The sequence below is a fragment of the Faecalibacterium sp. genome (genome assembly GCF_052358865.1).
In the GTDB taxonomy this organism is placed as follows: Bacteria; Bacillota; Clostridia; order Oscillospirales; family Ruminococcaceae; genus Faecalibacterium; species Faecalibacterium butyricigenerans.
In genome coordinates this window covers 1-14,747 of sequence record NZ_DAWCVJ010000065.1, presented here as the reverse complement: position 1 = coordinate 14,747, position 14,747 = coordinate 1, and the positions used below count along the sequence as shown (strand labels likewise).

17 protein-coding genes are annotated in these 14,747 nt (G+C 62.6%); 3 read left to right on the top strand and 14 right to left on the bottom strand.

The genetic code is table 11. The features are described 5' to 3' along the window. Nucleotides 1–163: 163 nt before the first annotated feature. From fabZ to ACT8X9_RS10145, 13 genes are all read right to left on the bottom strand, one after another. The gene (fabZ, locus tag ACT8X9_RS10205; RefSeq protein WP_227620205.1) at nt 164–628 is read right to left on the bottom strand and encodes a 3-hydroxyacyl-ACP dehydratase FabZ; all 465 of its coding nucleotides are present in this window, start codon (nt 626–628) and stop codon (nt 164–166) included. Between the two features lie 3 nt (nt 629–631). Then, complete coding sequence (gene fabF / locus ACT8X9_RS10200) at nt 632–1,870, bottom strand: beta-ketoacyl-ACP synthase II (RefSeq protein WP_249233434.1); 1,239 nt, start codon at nt 1,868–1,870, stop codon at nt 632–634. A gap of 14 nt (nt 1,871–1,884) precedes the next feature. Further along, entirely contained in the window at nt 1,885–2,634 is a 750-nt protein-coding gene (fabG, locus tag ACT8X9_RS10195) for a 3-oxoacyl-[acyl-carrier-protein] reductase (RefSeq protein ID WP_412591641.1), read from the bottom strand. Next, nucleotides 2,631–3,569, bottom strand: a complete 939-nt coding sequence (gene fabD, locus ACT8X9_RS10190; protein WP_444268893.1) for an ACP S-malonyltransferase — start codon at nt 3,567–3,569, stop codon at nt 2,631–2,633. The genes fabG and fabD overlap by 4 nt, the downstream gene beginning before the upstream one ends. After that, nucleotides 3,566–4,633 (bottom strand): NAD(P)H-dependent flavin oxidoreductase, encoded by a 1,068-nt coding sequence (locus tag ACT8X9_RS10185; protein WP_444268892.1) that lies wholly within the window; start codon nt 4,631–4,633, stop codon nt 3,566–3,568. The genes fabD and ACT8X9_RS10185 overlap by 4 nt, the downstream gene beginning before the upstream one ends. After that, a complete protein-coding gene (locus ACT8X9_RS10180) occupies nt 4,627–5,562 on the bottom strand; it encodes a nitronate monooxygenase (protein ID WP_227620200.1) in 936 nt (311 codons plus the stop codon). The genes ACT8X9_RS10185 and ACT8X9_RS10180 overlap by 7 nt, the downstream gene beginning before the upstream one ends. Next, entirely contained in the window at nt 5,559–6,512 is a 954-nt protein-coding gene (locus ACT8X9_RS10175) for a beta-ketoacyl-ACP synthase 3 (RefSeq protein ID WP_227620199.1), read from the bottom strand. The genes ACT8X9_RS10180 and ACT8X9_RS10175 overlap by 4 nt, the downstream gene beginning before the upstream one ends. After that, entirely contained in the window at nt 6,509–7,474 is a 966-nt protein-coding gene (locus tag ACT8X9_RS10170) for an acetyl-CoA carboxylase carboxyltransferase subunit alpha (RefSeq protein ID WP_227620198.1), read from the bottom strand. Before ACT8X9_RS10170 ends, ACT8X9_RS10175 begins: the two co-directional genes overlap by 4 nt. Beyond that, a complete protein-coding gene (accD, locus tag ACT8X9_RS10165) occupies nt 7,471–8,346 on the bottom strand; it encodes an acetyl-CoA carboxylase, carboxyltransferase subunit beta (RefSeq protein WP_249233439.1) in 876 nt (291 codons plus the stop codon). The genes ACT8X9_RS10170 and accD overlap by 4 nt, the downstream gene beginning before the upstream one ends. A gap of 2 nt (nt 8,347–8,348) precedes the next feature. Then, on the bottom strand, nt 8,349–8,582 hold the full coding sequence (gene acpP / locus ACT8X9_RS10160; RefSeq protein ID WP_149794608.1) for an acyl carrier protein: 234 nt from the start codon (nt 8,580–8,582) through the stop codon (nt 8,349–8,351). A 272-nt stretch (nt 8,583–8,854) separates the two neighbouring features. Further along, nucleotides 8,855–9,238 (bottom strand): VOC family protein, encoded by a 384-nt coding sequence (locus tag ACT8X9_RS10155; protein WP_444268891.1) that lies wholly within the window; start codon nt 9,236–9,238, stop codon nt 8,855–8,857. After that, nucleotides 9,235–10,566, bottom strand: coding sequence for an MATE family efflux transporter (locus tag ACT8X9_RS10150; protein WP_444268890.1), 1,332 nt, complete (start codon nt 10,564–10,566; stop codon nt 9,235–9,237). Before ACT8X9_RS10150 ends, ACT8X9_RS10155 begins: the two co-directional genes overlap by 4 nt. 25 nt (nt 10,567–10,591) lie before the next feature. Further along, the gene (locus ACT8X9_RS10145) at nt 10,592–11,488 is read right to left on the bottom strand and encodes a helix-turn-helix domain-containing protein (protein WP_227620194.1); all 897 of its coding nucleotides are present in this window, start codon (nt 11,486–11,488) and stop codon (nt 10,592–10,594) included. A gap of 270 nt (nt 11,489–11,758) precedes the next feature. On the opposite strand from ACT8X9_RS10145, the gene ACT8X9_RS10140 reads away from it, so the two are divergent. Further along, nucleotides 11,759–11,998, top strand: a complete 240-nt coding sequence (locus tag ACT8X9_RS10140) for a hypothetical protein (protein WP_227620193.1) — start codon at nt 11,759–11,761, stop codon at nt 11,996–11,998. Between the two features lie 102 nt (nt 11,999–12,100). Here the strand turns inward: ACT8X9_RS10140 and ACT8X9_RS10135 are convergent, their stop codons facing one another. Beyond that, complete coding sequence (locus ACT8X9_RS10135) at nt 12,101–12,478, bottom strand: PH domain-containing protein (RefSeq protein WP_249233443.1); 378 nt, start codon at nt 12,476–12,478, stop codon at nt 12,101–12,103. 399 nt (nt 12,479–12,877) lie between these two features. Between ACT8X9_RS10135 and ACT8X9_RS10130 the strand changes: the two genes are divergently transcribed. Both ACT8X9_RS10130 and ACT8X9_RS10125 read left to right on the top strand, forming a co-directional pair. Next, entirely contained in the window at nt 12,878–13,873 is a 996-nt protein-coding gene (locus ACT8X9_RS10130) for a nucleoid-associated protein (protein ID WP_249233444.1), read from the top strand. An 18-nt stretch (nt 13,874–13,891) separates the two neighbouring features. Beyond that, nucleotides 13,892–14,747: AEC family transporter (locus tag ACT8X9_RS10125; protein ID WP_444268889.1), on the top strand; the 856-nt coding region annotated here is incomplete at its 3' end.

The following is a 14,747-nucleotide window of genomic DNA, read 5'->3' as shown; positions in this document are numbered from 1 at the left end:
GATTGGAGATGTGAATTAGAGACAGGTCCCCGGCGGAGTGGGTACCGTGACCACCTCCGTGCTGGTGAGCAATGTGGTGGAGGCGGCAGAAAAGACCGTATAACTTCTTTATAATAAAAACAGAGAGGACAGCCCGCGAAGGATGATCCTCTCTGTTTTTGTTTTATCGTTCTGTCAGCACAAAGGTCAGCTCTGCCGAAGCAGCACACTTGCCGTCCACATAGGCTGAGGCCTTGCCGATGCCCACCGGGCCGCGCTGCTCCACCAGCTCACAGTGGAGGGTGAGCACATCGCCGGGAGTGACCTGCTTGCGGAAGCGGGCATTCTTGATGCCGCCGAAGAGGGCCAGCTTGCCCTGATTCTCCGGCAGGCTCAGGGCCGCGACGGCACCGGTCTGGGCCAGCGCCTCAAGGATGAGGACGCCGGGCATGACCGGCGTGCCCGGGAAATGGCCGCAGAAGAACTCCTCATTGCGGGAGACGCACTTGCGGCCGATGGCCCACTGGCCCGGCTCGTAGTCCAGAATACGGTCCACGAGGGCGAAAGGATACCGGTGGGGCAGGATGGCCGCGATCTCCTCGCTGGTCAGGCAGTTCGGGGTTTCACGGACGGTGCGGGGTTCTGCCATCGCTCAGCCCTCCCACTTCTTGAAGGCCAGACAGGCGTTGTGCCCGCCAAAGCCCAGACTGTTGCTCAGGGCGTACTCCATCTTCATCTCCCGGCCGACGTTGGGCACATAGTCCAGATCGCACTCGGGGTCGGGCTGCTCGTAGTGGATGGTGGGGGGCGCGAACTGATCCCGGAGAGCCAGTGCGGTAAAGACGGCCTCGATGCCGCCTGCGCCGCCCAGCAGATGGCCGGTCATGCTCTTGGTGCTGACCACGGCGATGTCCTTGGCATGGTCGCCAAAGACGGCATGGATAGCGGCCGTCTCGCAGCTGTCGTTCATGTGGGTGCCGGTGCCGTGGGCGTTGATGTGGTCGATCTGCTCGGGGGCGATGCCGCCGTCCTTCAGGGTCAGCTTCATGCAGCCGATGGCACCGGTGCCGCCGGGTGCGGGAGCCGTGAAGTGGTAGGCGTCGCAGTTGGCACCGTAGCCCACCACCTCAGCGTAGATGTGTGCGCCGCGGGCCTTGGCGTGCTCCAGCTCCTCGAGGACCAGCACACCGCTGCCCTCGCCCATGACGAAGCCGCCGCGCCGTGCGTCGAAGGGCAGGCTGGCCGCGTCGGGGTCGGTGGAGGTAGAAAGGGCCTTCATGCTGGTAAAGCCGCCGATGCCCAGCGGGCTGATGCAGCTCTCCGCGCCGCCACAGACCATGACCGGCTCATAGCCGTCCCGGATGCGGTGGAAGGCGTCGCCCACGGCGTTGGTGCCGCCGGCGCAGGCCGTCACCGGGCAGGTGCAGATGCCTTTGAGGCCGAAGCGGATGGCGATCTGGGCCGCAGCCATGTTGGCGATGGCCATGGGGACGAAGTAGGGGCTGACCTTTTCCATCCCCTTCTCCTCGCCCCGGGCGTGCTGCTCCTCAATGGTGGGCAGACCGCCGATGCCGCTGGACACGATGACGCCGATGTCCTCGGCCTCCGCCTCGCAGTCGATGCCGCTGTCCTGAATGGCCTCGGCGGCAGCGCCCAGTGCCAGCAGGGTAAAGCGGGCCATCTTGCGGGCCTCTTTTTTGTCCACGACGGTCTCGGGGTCGAAGTCCTTGACCTCGCCCGCCAGCTTGCACTTGAACTCGCTGGCGTCGAACTGGGTGATGGGGCCGATGCCGCACTTGCCTGCGCGGGCGGCAGCCCAGCTGTCGGCGGTGTTATTACCAAGAGGGTTCACGGTTCCCAGACCGGTGATGACGACTCTGCGTTTTTCCATAGAAAAAGCTCCTTTTACATTGCCATGCCGCCGTCCACACAGAGCACCTGCCCGGTGAGATAGCTGCTTTGTTCGGCGGCAAAGAAGGCCACCGCGTTTGCCACGTCCTCCGGCTGTCCGGCGTGTCCCTCCGGGATGGTCTTGCACATCTCGGTGCGGACGGCCTCCGGCAGGGCGGCGGTCATATCCGTAGCGATGAAGCCGGGGGCCACCGCATTGACGGTGACATTCCGGCTGGCCAGCTCTTTGGCGAGGCTCTTGGTCAGGCCGATCAGGCCCGCCTTGCTGGCGGAATAGTTGGTCTGGCCCGCGTTGCCCCGCAGGCCCACCACGCTGCTCAGGTTGACGATGCGGCCATAGCGCTGGCGCACCATCCGGCGTGCAGCCTCCTTGCAGCAGAGGAACGCACCCTTGAGGTTGGCGTTCAGGACGGTGTCAAAGTCCTCCTCGGAAAGGCGGAGGATGAGGTTGTCGCGGGTGATGCCCGCGTTGTTGACCAGAATGTCCACCCGTCCGAAGGCGTTCACCGCCTCTTCAAACAGCTTCTTGCAGCCCTCGGCGGTGGAGACGTCGGCCTGCACGGTGACAGCCTCCACGCCCTGCTCCTTGCAAAGAGCGGCCGTCTCGGCGGCAGCGGCCTCGCCGTGGCAGTAGTTGACCACCACATTGCAGCCCTGCTTTGCCAGCGCGAGGCAGACGGCCCGGCCGATGCCCCGGCTTCCGCCGGTGACGACGGCGGCACGGGTCAGCTTTTCTTCGCTCATGCCTGTGCCTCCTTCCAGCCGGTGAGGAAGGCTTCCAGCTCTTCTGCCGTCTCGACAGCAGTGCAGCGGACATCCGTTCCCAGCGTCTTTTTCACGAAGCCGCTCAGGGCCTTGCCCGGGCCGACCTCGAGGATGTCGGTGACGCCCAGCTCGCCCAGACGGCGGAGGGTGTCTTCCATGTAGACGCTGCTCTGCACCTGCTTTTCCAGCAGGGCCGGGATGGTGTCGCTTTCGGCCTTTTCATGGCCGAGGCAGTTGAAGAGGACCGGCGTTTCCATCTCGCCGAAGTGCTCAGCCTCAAAGCGCTTTGCCAGCGCATCCCCTGCGGGGTGCATCAGGCGGGTGTGGAAGGGGCCGCTGACCTTCAGGGGGATGCAGCGGCGGGCACCGGCGGCTTTCGCCAGCTCGGCAGCCTTTTCCACTGCGGCCTTCTCGCCGCCGATGACCAGCTGGCCCGGGCAGTTGTAATTGCAGATCTGCACGCAGCCCAGAGCGGAGGCCTCCTCGCAGCACTTTGCCAGTGCGTCGCGGTCGAGGTTCATCACGGCGGTCATGCCGCACTCGATGCCCTTGGCCGCATCGGCCATGGCCCTGCCGCGGAATGCGGCCAGCTCCACCGCCTGCTGTGCGGTGAAGACTCCGGCTGCTTCCAGCGCGGAGTATTCGCCCAGCGACAGACCGGCCAAATAGTCGGCCTTCACGCCGTTTTCCTTCAGGACAGCCGTGACACCGGCGGCAAAGGCCACCATGCAGGGCTGGGTGTACTGGGTCAGATTCAAAACGCCTTCCGGGTCGTCGAAGCAGACGCTCTGCAAATCAAAATCGAGGTCTGCGGCGTCGAACGCCTCCCGGAACGCGGGGTATCTCTCGTAAAGGTCTTTGCCCATGCCGGGGTGCTGAGAGCCTTGGCCGGCATACAGAATGGCAAGCTTCATTGGTGTTTCCTCCAATCGTCCATCAGTTCCTCCATCAGCTCCCGGACGCTCCGCATCCGGTCGAGACGGCTCACATTGGCTCCGCAGAAGAAGAGTCCCTCTTCCACGTTGCCCTTCACGGCCTCGATGAGGGCGTGGGTGATGCAGTAGGGCACCTTGGCCGGCTCGCAGGCTTTCAGGCAGCGGGCACAGTGCTTCGGCGGGAAGCGAAGTCCCTGCTCGAGCTTCTGCACCAGCGGGGTCGCCAGCGCACGGCCCGGCATCCCCACAGGGCTGTGGATGATGCGGACGTCCTCCGGCTTTGCGGCCAGCAGGACGTCTTTGTAGGTCTGGCTGGCGTCGCACTCATAGGTGGGGATGAACCGGGTGGCGAGCTGTGCGCCCGCAGCACCCATCTTTGCATAGTGGGCAATGTCCTCGCCCGTGTAGATGCCTCCGGCCACAAAGACCGGGATGGCGTGGCCGAACTGCTCTTCGAAAGGCTTTACCTCGGCCAGGACTTCGGGCAGGATTTCGTCGAGAGTCTGGCATTTCCCGGCCAGAAGCTCCTCCTCCGAAAAGCCCAGATGTCCGCCTGCCTTGCAGCCCTCGATGACCACGAAGTCGGCAGTGCGGCCAAACGCCTTGGCCCACCGGCGGAGGATGAGTTTTGCCGCACGGCCGCTGGACACGATGGGGGCCAGCGCCACATCGGCACATTTCACAAGCCCGGGCAGCTCCAGCGGGAGGCCTGCACCCGATACGATGGCGTCCACCCCCGCCTCCACGGCGGTGCGGACAGCGTCGGCGTAGTTCTGGGTGGCGACCATCGCGTTGATGGCCACCAGACCTGCGCCGCCTGCGATCTCTTTCGCTTTTTCAATCTCTTTTTTCAGGGCGCGGAGGTTGGCAGCGGCGGGGTCACGGGCAAAGTCCGGCTCCCGGTAGCCTGCATCGGCCGTGGAGATGCAGCCCATGCCGCCGCAGGCTGCGACGGCACCGGCCAGCCCGCCGAGGGAGACGCCGACGCCCATGCCGCCCTGTAAGATGGGCACAGCCAGCGGCTTTCCTGCGAGGGTCAGCATAATTCGCCCAGCGATTTCATCCGCTGCCTCCCGCTCTCCCACAGCTCGTCGAGGATGTCGGCCACAGGGCGCACCTCGTGGAGCATACCGGCCACCTGACCGGCCATCAAGCTGCCGGTGGCGGTGTCGCCCTCAAAGACGGCGCGCCGCAGGCTGCCCAGCGTGTATTTTTCCAGCTCCATCTTGTCGGCACCGGCCTTTTCCTGCCGGACGTACTCGCGGCTCATCCGGTTTTTCAGGACACGGACGGGGGTGCCGCCGATGCGGCCGGTAACGATGGTGTCACTGTCCTTGGCCCGCAGGAGCGCGGCCTTGTAGTTCTCATGGACGGGGCACTCCTCGCTGACCAGCAGACAGGTGCCCACCTGCACGCCGCAGGCTCCCAGCGCAAAGGCTGCGGCCAGCTGACGGCCATCGGCGATGCCGCCTGCTGCGATGACAGGGACATCCACTGCGTCCACCACCTGCGGCACCAGTGCCATGGTGGTCATCTCGCCCACATGGCCGCCGCTCTCGGTGCCCTCTGCGATGACGGCATCCACGCCCAGCGGGACGAGGTGCTTGGCCAGAACGGCCGCTGCCACCACGGGGATGACCTTGATGCCGGCTTCCTTCCACATGGAGATGTACTTGCCGGGGTTGCCTGCGCCGGTGGTGACGACCTTGACGCCCTCCTCCACGACGATCTTCGCAAACTCGTCGGCCTGCGGATGCATCAGCATGATGTTGACGCCGAACGGTTTATCGGTGAGCGCCTTGCAGCGGCGGATGTTCTCCCGCAGGGTCTCGACGTTCATGCCGCCTGCGCCGATGAGGCCCAGCGCACCGGCGTTGGAGCAGGCGGCGGCGAACTCGCCGGTGGCGATGTTGGCCATGCCGCCCTGAATGATGGGGTATTTCGTGCCCAGAATTTCGTTCAAAAGTTTCATCTGATACATCCCTTATAAGTAATCAGCATCCCGCCCCAGGTCAGGCCGCCGCCGAAGCCGATGCAGGACACCTTCTGTCCAGCCTTGAGCAGCCCGGCCTCGGCCATCTCGTTGAGGGCCACCGGGATACTGGCCGCACTGGTGTTGCCGTGGCGATCCATGTTCTTGTAGAATTTTGCGGCGTCGGCGTGAAGCGCTTTCACACAGTGGTCGATGATGCGGCTGTTGGCCTGATGACAGACCACCCAGTCCACCTCGTCCAGCGTCAGCTGCGTCTCCTCCAGCACCTTGTGCAGGCAGCGGGGCAGTGCGTCCACCGCGAAGCGGAAGACGGCCCTGCCGTCCATGCTGATGGGGGCCGAGCCGGTGCGGCAGGGGCCGCCTGCGTGGATGGCCTCGTCGCCCCGTGCTCCCAGCGTGATGGCAAAGGGTGCGTCGCACCGTTCAAAGATCGCTGCGCCCGCCCCGTCACCGAAGAGGACGCAGGTAGAGCGGTCGGTCTGATCCATCAGGCGGGACAGCGCCTCACAGCCCACCACGAGGGCATACCGCCCGCCCAGCGTCGCCAGCAGACCGCGGGCCACGGCGGTGCCGTAGATGAAGCCCGAGCAGGCTGCATTGACGTCCAGTGCGGGGCGGTCCTCCGGCAGGCCGAGGGCACGCTGCACCTGACAGGCCACGCTGGGGGTCGCGTCGGGGGCCGAAAGGGTGGCACAGACACAGCAGGCGATGTCCTGCGGCCCGAGGCCGCTGCGCTCCAGCGCCTGCTTTGCCGCTGCGATGGCCAGTGTGGCGGCAGATTCTTCCTCTGTGCACCAGTGGCGTGCGCGGATGCCGGTGCGGGTGGTGATCCACTCGTCGCTGGTGTCCACGGTGCGGCTCAGCTCTTCATTTGTGACCGTGCGGCCGGGCAAGGCCCCGCCTGTGGCGATCAACTGCAAACCGTTCATGCTCGTTTCGCTTCTCCGATCTGACGAAATTTTTTGTACCGCTGGTCGGCCAGTGCCTTGCCGCTCATCTTGCAGAGGGCGGTGAGGTGGTCTTTCAGGGCCGTGTCCAGCGCGGCAAAGAGGGCCGCGTGGCTGCGCTGTGCGCCGCCCACCGGCTCGGGGATGATCTCCTCCACGATGCCGTCCTTATAGAGGTCCTGCGCGGTCAGCTTCATGATCTCGCAGGCCTCGCCGCTGCGGGAGGCGTCTTTCCAGAGGATGCTGGCGAAGCCCTCGGGGCTGAGCACCGAGTAGACGGCATTTTCCAGCATGAGGATGTGGTTCGCCACACCCAGCGCCAGTGCGCCGCCGGAGGAGCCTTCGCCCGTGACGACGGCGATGACCGGGACGGTCAGGCCGCTCATCTCCATGAGGTTGCGGGCGATGGCCTCGCCCTGTCCCCGCTCTTCCGCCTCCTTGCCGGGGTATGCGCCCGGCGTGTCGATGAAGGTGATGATGGGGCGGCCGAACTTTTCGGCCTGCTTCATGAGGCGGAGGGCCTTGCGGTAGCCCTCCGGCCCCGGCATACCGAAGTTGCAGGCCATGTTCTCCTCCAGCGTGGAGCCTTTGCGGTGGCCGATGACGGTCACGGGCATCCCGTGGAAGCGGGCGATGCCGCCCAGAATGGCCCTGTCCTCCCGGCACTGACGGTCGCCGCACTGCTCAAAGAAGTCGGTGAACAGGGCGTTGATGGTCTCATCGATGTGGGGGCGCTCGGGATGGCGGGCCAGAAAGACCCGGTCCTCGGCGGTCAGCGGGCCGCAGCAGCGGAGGATCTCATCCTCCTCCACGGCCAGCTCGGCCAGCTCAGAGGCGTGGGCCGTGATGGCGGCCATCTGGCTGTCCTCGTCCTGTGCGCCGCCCCGCAGGGCAGCGATCTGGGCGTCCAAAGGAGCAAGCTGCTCCAGAAGTTCTTTTATCATTCCGTTTTCCTCCCGCCTGCATGGAGCTGCAGCAGCTGGATGAGGGTGGCGCGAAGCTCGCTGCGGGGCACGACCTTGTCCACAAAGCCGTGTTCCAGCTGGAACTCGCTGCGCTGGAAGCCCTCGGGCAGGCGCTCACCGATGGTCTGCTCGATGACGCGGGGACCGGCGAAGCCGATGAGTGCCCCCGGCTCGGCCAGCATGATGTCGCCAAGGCTGGCGAAGCTGGCGGTGACGCCGCCGGTGGTGGGGTGGGTCAGCACGCTGATGTACAGCCCGCCCTTGGCCGAAAAGCGCTCGATGGCGGCGCTGGTCTTGGCCATCTGCATGAGGCTGAAGATGCCCTCCTGCATCCGGGCGCCGCCGCTGGCCGAGAAGATGACCAGCGGAAGCTTTTTGGCGGCGGCATATTCGATGGCGCGGGTGACGCGCTCACCCACAGCCGTGCTCATGCTGCCCATGAAAAAGCGGCTGTCCAGCACTGCGGCCACCACGGCCACGCCGCCGATGCGGCCCACAGCTGTGACAGCAGCCTCACTGAGGCCTGTCTTCTGGGTCTGGGCGGCGAGCTTGTCGGTGTAGCCGGGGAAGCCCAGCACATCCTGCGGGGCAAGCTCTTCGTCCAGCTCCCGGAAGCTGCCGCTGTCCAGCACGAGGCTCAGGCGGTAGTACGCGCCGATGGGCTGGTGATTGCCGCAGTTGGGGCAGACGAAGAGGCTCTTGGCCCAGATCTGGCGGGTGGCACGGCGTCCGCACTGCTTGCATTCCACAAACTGCGGCTCATGCCACGCCACACCGGCGTCCCGCCGGGCTTTGAGCTGGAAGGTGCGCTCCCGCATCCGGCCCGGGAGCAGGTCTCTGATGTCGTTCATCGTTATGCCTCAGCGTGTGCAGTCAGGTAGTTGAAGATGTCGCCGACGGTCTTCATGTTGGCCAGCTCCTCGTCGGGGATGGAGACGCCGAAGGCATCCTCCAGAGCCATGTTCAGCTCCACAGCGTCGAGGCTGTCGGCCTCGAGGTCCTCGGTCAGGCTGGCCTCCATCGTGACCTTCTCCTCCTCGCAGTTCAGGGTGTCAACGACGATCTTCTTCATATCCTCAAAAGTCATGGTAAGCTTCTCCTTTTATCTTGTATGTGTTGTGATATTGTGTCTGATACGGGCGAATCATCTCAGGCTGTTTAGTTAAATGTTTTGAGCGATTCAACAAGGTCATTATACTCGACCGTCCGGGATTGTCAATAGTTTTATCTAAAAAGTTTTAGCTTTCACGGTTCTTTCACAGGTTTTTACGCAACTTATACACTATATAAGTTGCGTAAATCGGGGTGAAAACAGAAAAGATCCCCCTAAGCAACCACTCAGGGGGATCTTTGCATTTCTTATACCGTGATCTCGATCTGATTCCCTTCCACCGCGAGGACACAGCTTTCATAATATCCGTCGCCGGTGGTGCGCGGGCCGCTGAGGACCTCGCAGCCGTCCGCCTTGAGGCGTGCTGTCAATTCCTCCACCTTCTCTCGGCTTCCGATGCTGAACGCGATATGTGCATAGCCGGTGCGGACGGCAGGCTTGGGCAGGTCGGACATACCGGGCTTATTCATCAGCTCGAGGCGTGCGCCCTCCCCGAAGGTAAGGAAGTAGGAGCGGAAGTCCGTCCGCGGGTTGTGGTAGCCCTCGTTCGGCACAGCGTCGAGGTAGCGGACGAAGAAGTCCTTTGCTGCCTCGAGGTCGTTGACATACAACGCAGCGTGTTCGATTTTCATTGTGTCACCTTCCTATGTTTTACCAGATAGTATCCGATGCCGATGACATCCGCCAGCGCCCAGCCGATGGGGACGCTGAGCCAGATGCCGGTGACGCCCAGCGGGGTGGCCGACAGCAGGTAAGCCAGCGCAACGCGGGTGCCCAGAGAGGCGATGGTCAGCATCACCGACATTCCCGGCTGGTTGACGGCGCGGTAGTAGCCGTAGAGCAGGAAGAGGAGGCCGATGCCGATGTAGCACGCGCCCTCGATGCGCAGATAGTGGACACCGGCGGCGATGATGTCCGCCTGCAAGGGGTCGATGAAGATGCCCATGAGAGGGGCGGCAAAGAGACAGACCATCACGCTGATAAAGATGCAGAAGAGCGCCGAGGTCAGCCCTGCGCTGCGGATGCCTCTGCGGATGCGGTCGGTCTGGCCTGCGCCGTAGTTCTGGGCCACATAGGTGGAGAAGGCATTGCCGAAATCCTGCACCGGCATATAGGCGAAGGAGTCGATCTTCACCGCCGCTGCGAAGGCCGCCATGATGACCGTGCCGAAGCTGTTCACGAGGCCCTGTACCATCAGGATGCCGAAGTTCATGATGGACTGCTGGATGCTGGTCATGACCGAAAGGTTCAGGATGGCCGCAAGGTTCTTCCTATCCCAGCGGCAGTCCTCCCGACGGGGGCAAAGCTCCGGGAATTTTTTCAGGGTATAGACGCCGATGCCGACGCCCGATACGAACTGTGAAAATACCGTCGCGCCTGCCGCCCCCTTGATGCCCCAGCCGAGGACGATGACGCAGAACAGGTCGAGGAAGACGTTCAGAATGGCCGACACGGCCAGAAAGACCAGCGGCACCACCGAGTTGCCGATGGCGCGGAGAAGGTTTGCAAAGTAGTTGTAGAGGAAGGTGGCCGTGATGCCGAGGAAGATGATGAGGAGGTAGTCCTTCATCAGAGGCTTCAGCTCTTCGGGCACCCGCAGTACCCAGAGGATGCCGTCCAGCCCCAGATAGACCAGCAGGTTCAGCACCAGCGCGATCCCCGCGATGAGGACGAAGGACTGGAACACGCTCCGGCGCATTTTTTCGGATTCGCCGCTGCCATACTGCATCGAGATGGCCGCGCCGCTGCCCATGCACAGGCCCAGCAAAATCGAGGTGAGGAAGGTCATGAGGGTGTAGGACGAGCCGACCGCCGCCAGCGCGTCGGCGCCGAGGAAGCGCCCCACCACCCATGTGTCGGCGATGTTGTACATCTGCTGCAGCAGGTTGCCGAACATGAGAGGCAGGGCAAAGAGCAGGATGCTGCTGGTGATGGGGCCTGAGGTCAATGTACGCTGCATGGGACAAATTCTCCTTATTTACAGTTCAACAGAATTTCATGCGGTATTCTTTGGGGGTACAGTGTTTGATCTCCCGGAATATCTTGATAAAGTAACTGCTGTCTGTAAAGCCGCACTCCGCGCCGATCTCGCCGGTCTTGAGCCGGGTAGAGCGAAGCAGCTCGGCGGCTTTTTCCACCCGGTACTGCTTGACGTACTGGATGGGCGTGATGCCCAGCATCTGCCGGAAGCTGCGCAGACAGGCGCTCTCGCTGAGGGCCACGCTGTCCGCGATGAGCTGGACGGTAAGCTCCTCGGAATAGTGCTCCTCCACGAACCGAAGCATCTGCTTCATCCGCTCAGAGGCGATCTGCTCCTGCTGGGACACCTTCGTCCGCCCGCCCACGCACTGGGTGCTCAGCAGCCGCAGAGCCAGCGAAAGATGATAGCGCACCCGGTTCTCGTAGTCGAAGGGTTCGTCGGACACTTCCTTCCAGCTGTCGTGCAGGCAGCCCAGCACCTGTCGCTGCCACGGCACCGACTCGTCCAGCAGAAAGAAGGCCGGGGCATCGGGCTGGGTCATGGGGCGGATGAGCTTCTGCCAGAAGATGGTATCCATGCCCCCCGTGAGCCGCGGGTGGAACACTCCCGAGTGGAGCAGGGCCGTGCCCTCCGATGCCTGTTCCACCGCGTGGAGGGCCCCCGAGTTGATAAAGACGCCCTGCCCGGTCTGCAAGGTCAGGCGGGTCTTGTTCACGTCCACATGGAGGGGACCTTTCATGCAGAGCACATATTCAAATTCCTCGTGCCAGTGCCACGCCACCGAGTAGCTGGACAGATCTTCGGCGTAGCAGGCGATGGGAAACAGGGCGCTGCCGTGCTGCGCCAGCTCCCGGCCCCTCTCGCTGGCCACAATGACATCGTGGCAGATGTTTAGTGCCATATTCGCCAATTCCTTTCCCCAAGACATTGAAGTTTTTTTGTCAAAGCCGATTTTGTTGTACAAAAAATCTGCTTTTGTTCTATCTTCTCCGCCGGTTTCGTGGTATTATTTCATCGGAGCGGATAAGCTCAGTATAGCACCGTTCCCGGGCGGTTACAACCCCTGACGCCGGTTCTTTTCCGTGCGGGGTGACCGCTCCCCATGCAGCGGCCGCGATGTCCGATCTGCACCACGACCCGCAAAAACATATCAGTTACGGAGGTATTTATTATGCTTCGCATCGAATATTTTGATAAAAACCGCTTTATGAAACAGGTTGCCGCAAGCCGCGGCAGCATCATCCTCCATCTGGACAATGGCACCACCTGCGACCTCAAGAAGGATCGTGAGGCGTCCGCCATCTTCCAGACCATGGACGCCCCCAAGAAGGGCTTCAGCATCAGCGTCAGCGACCCCGCTGATGTCACCGGCTTCCTGCGCTATATGCTCGAGGCTGGCCGCGCCTGCTAAACAGTCATCTACTATTCTTCATTATTCATCATCACAGCAAAACGGGACGGCCCGCTCTGACGTTTGTCAGAGCGGGCTGTCCCGTTTTGTCCTATTTTGATGTCACAGGATGCACCGGCTGATGGCGCGGGCCACAGCCAGAAGCTCCTCCTGCCCGATGAAGCCGAACTTCATCTCGTGCTCGTCGGCGTAGCAGACCGTCAGCTCCGAGGTCTGCAGCGGGTCGCCGAAGCCGGCGGTCTGGATGCCGAAATGGACGATCTTCCGGTAGGGCAGGACGAAGATCTCCTGCCGGGTGCCGGTGACGCCCTGCATATCTACGATAAAGATGCGGTGGCTCGTGAAAACGGCCTGATCGCGCACCGTCTTGTATGCGCCCACGATGCTCTCGCCGTCCAGCAGGAGCGCCTGCACATTCTTGCAGATCTCCTTCTCCTTGATGCGCATAAGGTTCTGCATCGGCTTTTCCCGAAATTCCATACAGCGTCTCCCCTTCCTTTATCCTTTATAATAAGGTATTCTGGGCTAAGTATAGCATTTCTACCCTTCCGCTTCAAGTCGTTCTCGCCTTTTGGGCCGGGTTGTGCTATACTGAGAGCTGATTTAGAGTTTCAACCTCTCCGTCATCGCTGGCGCGATGCCACCTCCCCTATCGAGGGGAGGCTTTGGCAGTACGTAAAGCCTAATCTCTTCGCCAGAGGCTCCCCTCGGCAGGGGCAACAACGACGACCGCCGCCAATGGCGGAAACAGGGAGTCGCTGTTGGGGCAGCGGCCAGCAAGACGCAAACGAAGTGCTGCGGATGCTGGGTGCCGCAACCCGGCCTTGTCGAGCGAATGCGAGACTGAGAGGTTATTTCCTTAGAAAAGAGGTTTATCATATGGAGATCATCGTTCATCAGGCCATTCTCCACGTTCTGGACACCACGCTGGACGCACCTGTCCTCAGCGGCAGCTGCATGGAGATGACCGCCGAAAAGACAGCCTATTTACAGTACCACATCGAAAAACTGCTGGCCAGCGACGACATCCGCCAGTGCCGCCCCCTGCCGGACTCGGCTTTCCGGTACGAGCTGGAGCAGAACAAGGACTTTATTGACCTGTCCTGCCGCATCGCGGGCGTCCTGTTCGACTATATGCACGCCCACACCACCATCCCCGGGGCCGACCTCGCCGTGGTGGACTTCACCCGGGACGGTCAGCCGTGGCTCGCCGTCCTCAAACTGAACTACAAAAACGGCTACACCCACTACACCGAGAGCGTGGACGGTGCGCCTGTCAACTCCATCATCCAGCAGCGGGCCTGCCTGCCCACCCAGAGCGGCAAGGTGGAGGAGGGCGCACTGGTGGACCTGACCGACTACTCCATGAAGCTGCTGGAAAAGAAATTCGACATCGACGGCCACAAGGAGTTCTATCTCTCTACCGTCGTTTTCCAGTACACCACCGCCGAGCCGGAGAAGAAAAAGCTTCAGGCCATTCAGGATGCCGCCGTGCAGGCCGTGCAGGAAAACTATCAGGACGAGCCTCATGTCGAGGCGCAGGTGGCCATGCTCATCGCCAATCAGGCTGCCGACAACGACAACAAGGTGACGGTGGAGCAGGTGCGCCAGCAGCTGGCTGAGGAATACCCGCTGGCCGCCGTCCCCTTCGACGACTATGTGGAAAAGAGCGACATCCTTGAGCCGGCGCAGGCTCAGCAGCCCGTCACCGTCTCGCCCTCCCGCATCCGCCGGATGGAGAGCCGCAGCATCCACACCGCCAGCGGCATCGAGGTGAAGATCCCCACCGAGATCCTCTCCGAGGACTCGGCGGTGGAGTTCCTCCACGCCGAGGACGGCAGCGTCTCCCTGCTCATCAAGAATGTCATCCTGTAACAGAAAGGAGTCTCCCTCATGGACCTCGCCCTTATCACCGCCCAGCAGGTGGCGGAGCTTTTCATCCTCATGGGGCTGGGTGCCCTCGGTGCCAAGACCGGCCTGCTGCGCCCCGAAGGCAAGCAGACCCTCTCGAATCTTCTGGTCAACCTCGTCGTGCCCGCTATGATCATCAACTCCTACCGGATGGATTTCAGCCCCGAGATCCTCCGCAATCTTCTGGCTGCCTTCGCCCTGAGCATCCTGTCCAGCCTGCTGGGCCTTGTCATCACCCTGCTGTTCACGGCCCGCAGCAAGGACAGCCGGACCCCTATCTTCCGGTTCGCCTGCATCTTCTCCAATGCAGGCTACATGGGCCTTCCCCTCATCTCGGCGTTATTTGGTTCCGAGGGCCTGCTTTACGCCAGCGCCTACTTTACCATCTTCAATCTTCTGCTCTGGACGCTGGGCTACAGCATCGTCAGCGGCAGCTCTGACCCCAAAAAGGTGGCCGGAAGTCTGCTGCGCTGCCCGGCCATCTACGCCATCGTCGTGGGCCTTGTCCTCTACCTCTTCCAGATCCCGCTGCCCACTCTCATCACCCAGCCGATGGAGCTTCTGGGCAACATGAACACCCCCCTCTCCATGCTCATCACCGGAATGCTCATCGCCTCGGGCGACCTGCGCCGCATCCTCACCGACAAGCACATCTGGGAGCTTACCGTCGTCCGGATGTTCTTTATCCCGGTGCTGACCATCGCGGTCTTTGCCGCGCTGGGCCTCTTCCGCTACGGCATGGCCACGCAGGTGGTGCTGCTGCTGGAATGCTGCCCCGCCGCCTCCATCACCTCGGTGTTCGCCGTCCAGTTCCGCCACGATGAGCAGTTCGCCGCCG